3 protein-coding genes are annotated in these 3,054 nt (G+C 67.6%); all 3 read right to left on the bottom strand.

The window, feature by feature from the left end:
• Positions 1–1,178: SCO6880 family protein (locus ACIP67_RS43050; RefSeq protein WP_401700143.1), on the bottom strand; the 1,178-nt coding region annotated here is incomplete at its 3' end.
• On the bottom strand, positions 1,175–2,332 hold the full coding sequence (locus ACIP67_RS43045; protein ID WP_401700141.1) for an IS30 family transposase: 1,158 nt from the start codon (positions 2,330–2,332) through the stop codon (positions 1,175–1,177). The genes ACIP67_RS43045 and ACIP67_RS43050, both read right to left, overlap by 4 nt.
• A gap of 28 nt (positions 2,333–2,360) precedes the next feature.
• The coding region (locus tag ACIP67_RS43040) for a hypothetical protein (protein WP_401700139.1) at positions 2,361–3,054 on the bottom strand (694 nt) is incomplete at its 5' end.

Here is a 3,054-nt window from a genome sequence, read left to right as displayed (position 1 = left end):
CCCGCACTTGAGGGCGCGGTGCCCGCCGTCTTCCCGTCCGCCTTCATGGTCGAGATCATCACCGAGGCGTCCGGGTCGAACGCCGACCGCGAGAGGCCAGCCAGCGTGCGCGGGGAGTGCCAGGCGGTCACCTGGGTCCCCGAGCGCGGCAGCGTGCTCTCCACCGTCGTCATCACCTTGAGCATGTGCTCCATGAGCGCCGGGGTGCCTCCGCCGAGCGCCTTGACCTGCGAGGTGATCTTCGACGGGGAGACCACCAGCGTCAGCCACTGCTCGTGCACCGGCATCGACTGGGCCTCCTTCATCAGCTCACGGAACGCCTGGTCCAGGAACGGGTCGATGCTTGCCCCCGACCGGCCCGCGTCCACCTGCTTGGACTCGTAGAAGTCCTCCACGGCCGCACCGGAGATGAGCGTCGTCTGATCCGAAGCCTGAATCCGCACCACACCCGGCAGACGCGACAGCGCCGCCAGCGACGATCCCCACGACAGGGACCGTTCCTCCTGAGCGTCGAAGGACTCCAGGTCAAAGCCCCGCGTCGTCATGACCTTCGCGCAGACCACCGCTTCCCGGGCGCGCGGGTCCCAGACGAACCCGGCCCCGTTGGGCATCGCGTAGACCATCAGCTCTCCGGCCACACCCGGCAGCCGGAACCGTGCCGGCTCACCCGGCTTGATCCGCCCCTTCGCGTCGCGCTGGGCCTGCGGCCCGGCCTCGCTCACGGGTGCCTGCGGCTCTCCGTCCACCAGCTGCAGCACGTGTGCCGGGGCCATCCCCTGGCGGAACTCGAGCTGATCCGTTGCCCCCCGCCGCAGGTACTGCGCCGCCACCCACACCCAGCCAGGCAGGGACCGGCCACGGAACCGAGTCGCGCCGAACGCACCGATCACGGCCATCAGCCCGATACCCACGAACATGCCCGGCCCGCCACGCAGGATGAACGCCATGCCGATCAGCACGCCGGCCAGAACCACGATTACCTGCTCCAGGGTCAGCCCCAGGATCAGTCCCTGAGTCCGTTCCTGGGGGAACCGGACGTCGTCGTACTCCGAGTCCATCGACTCCTGAATCATCGTTGCCATCAGCGGCCTCCTCGCATCACCATCGCCCCGGCACGCTGGCGCATCCGGCCAGCCCGCGCCGAAACGCCCCGCATCGAATTCATTCGGCGGATTCAAGCGGTGGGCGCAAGGAACTCTGCGAGCTTCTCTGATGGTGTCAGATAGCCCAGCGTCTTGCGTGGGCGTCCGTTGAGGCTGTCCTGGATCGCGTCTAACTCCTCGCGGCTGACAACGCTCAGATCGGTTCCTTTGGGCAGGTATTGCCGCAGCAGTCCGTTGGTGTTCTCGTTGCTCCCGCGCTGCCAGGGAGAGTGGGGATCGCAGAAGTAGATCGGGATGCCCGTGGCGGTGGTGAACGCGGCGTGCTTCGACATCTCCGCGCCTTGGTCCCAGGTGATCGTCCGGGTCAGTGCGGAAGGCAGCTTGCTGATCGCTGCGCGCATCGCGGCCTCGACCTGCTCAGCGCTCTTGCCGTCGGGCAAGTGCAGAAGCAGGGTCATCCGCGTCGAGCGCTCAACGAGCGTGCCGACGGCGCTGCGGCTGCCTTCGCCGAGGATGAGGTCGCCTTCCCAGTGCCCAGGAACAGCGCGATCGTCGGCTTCTGCGGGGCGCTCGCTAAGCATCACCATGCCGGGGATGCGGCCGCGGCCATCGGTGGTTCCGCGAGGCTTGCGGGCAGTTCGTCCGGACCGCAGACACCGCGCCAGCTCGCGACGCAGCTCGCCGCGGCCTTGCACGAACAGCGACTGGTAGATCGTCTCGTGGCTCACGCGCATCTCCGGATCATCGGCGTGATCCAACCGTAGGCGCGCTGCCACCTCTTCGGGCGACCCCAGTTGCTCCAGCCGGCTGGCGACCTCCTCAAGCAGCCGACCCGACGCGAGCTTGAATGGCTTCGGTCGGCGAGCTTGATGGCGGGCGCGTTCGTGCGCATGCCAGGCCGAGTAGTCGCAGCGCCCGCCGCCGCGCTTCACCTCCCGGCTGACGGTGGACACCGCACGCCCCAGTTGCTCGGCGATCGCGGTGAAGGTGTCACCACGATTGATCCCCAGCAGGATCTGCTCGCGCTCGTCGATCGTCAGGTTGCCCTGGCGTGGTTCCCAGCCGAACGGCTTGGCGTCGACGTGCCTGCCGGTCCGGGCCATGATGCCGACCATCGGCGCACTGCAGCCGATCTCCTTGGCGATGTCGACCAGCCGCCAGCCCTTCGCGTGAAGCCTGAGTGCGAGCTGCTTCTGCTCCCGGCTGAGATGGCCGTGCTTGCCCTGCATCCGGATCCTCCTGTGATCAGTAACTGCCTCATCTCACAGGACTCGTTGCGCTGACTGCTTGAATCCGCCTTCCTCCACGCCCGGCCCGGCTCGCGGCCATCACGCCCGCCTGCTCAGCCTGCCCGGCACCGCCGCCCAGCCACGCGGTGACCGCAAGCATGAAGATCGGCATGGCCGCGGCCACGAACACCAGCACCATGCCAGCCACGGTCTGCACCCAGTCCGTGGACAATGCCGCCATCGCCATGCCCAGCCGCACGACGGCGGCTGCGATCGGCCCGGCCATGATCAGCCCCAGCATCATCGACAGCCACCGCCCCGCCAGCGCCTTGGCCGGCTCCAGGGCCAGCGAGAAGATCGCCGGGGCCGCGAACGAGGCCAAAATCAGAATCAGCACCAGACGGAAGATCATCATCGCCATCAGCACGAAGCAGGCGAAGAAGATCACCAGCGCGATGATCACCGCGACCACGATCATCCCGTTTTCCGAGTTCTCGCTGGCCATCTCCCACTGCGCGAAGTTCTCGTCCAGCAAGATCTTGTCGTTGGCGGCGTCGTAGGTCAGACCGAACAGGGCCAGCACGCCGGCCACTGCCTCGTCCTGGCCATCGGTGCCACCGGAACCGACCTGCAAGATCCACAAGGTCAGCTGCTGGGTCGCCCCCATCGCCATCCAAACCAGGCCGACCACCACGTAGGTCGCCGGGATGCTGAACACCGCC

It is taken from the genome of Streptomyces sp. NPDC088812 (assembly GCF_044750285.1).
In the GTDB taxonomy this organism is placed as follows: domain Bacteria; phylum Actinomycetota; class Actinomycetes; order Streptomycetales; family Streptomycetaceae; genus Streptomyces.
Note: the sequence above shows the minus strand (reverse complement) of the source record. Positions and strands in the feature narration are given on the sequence as shown.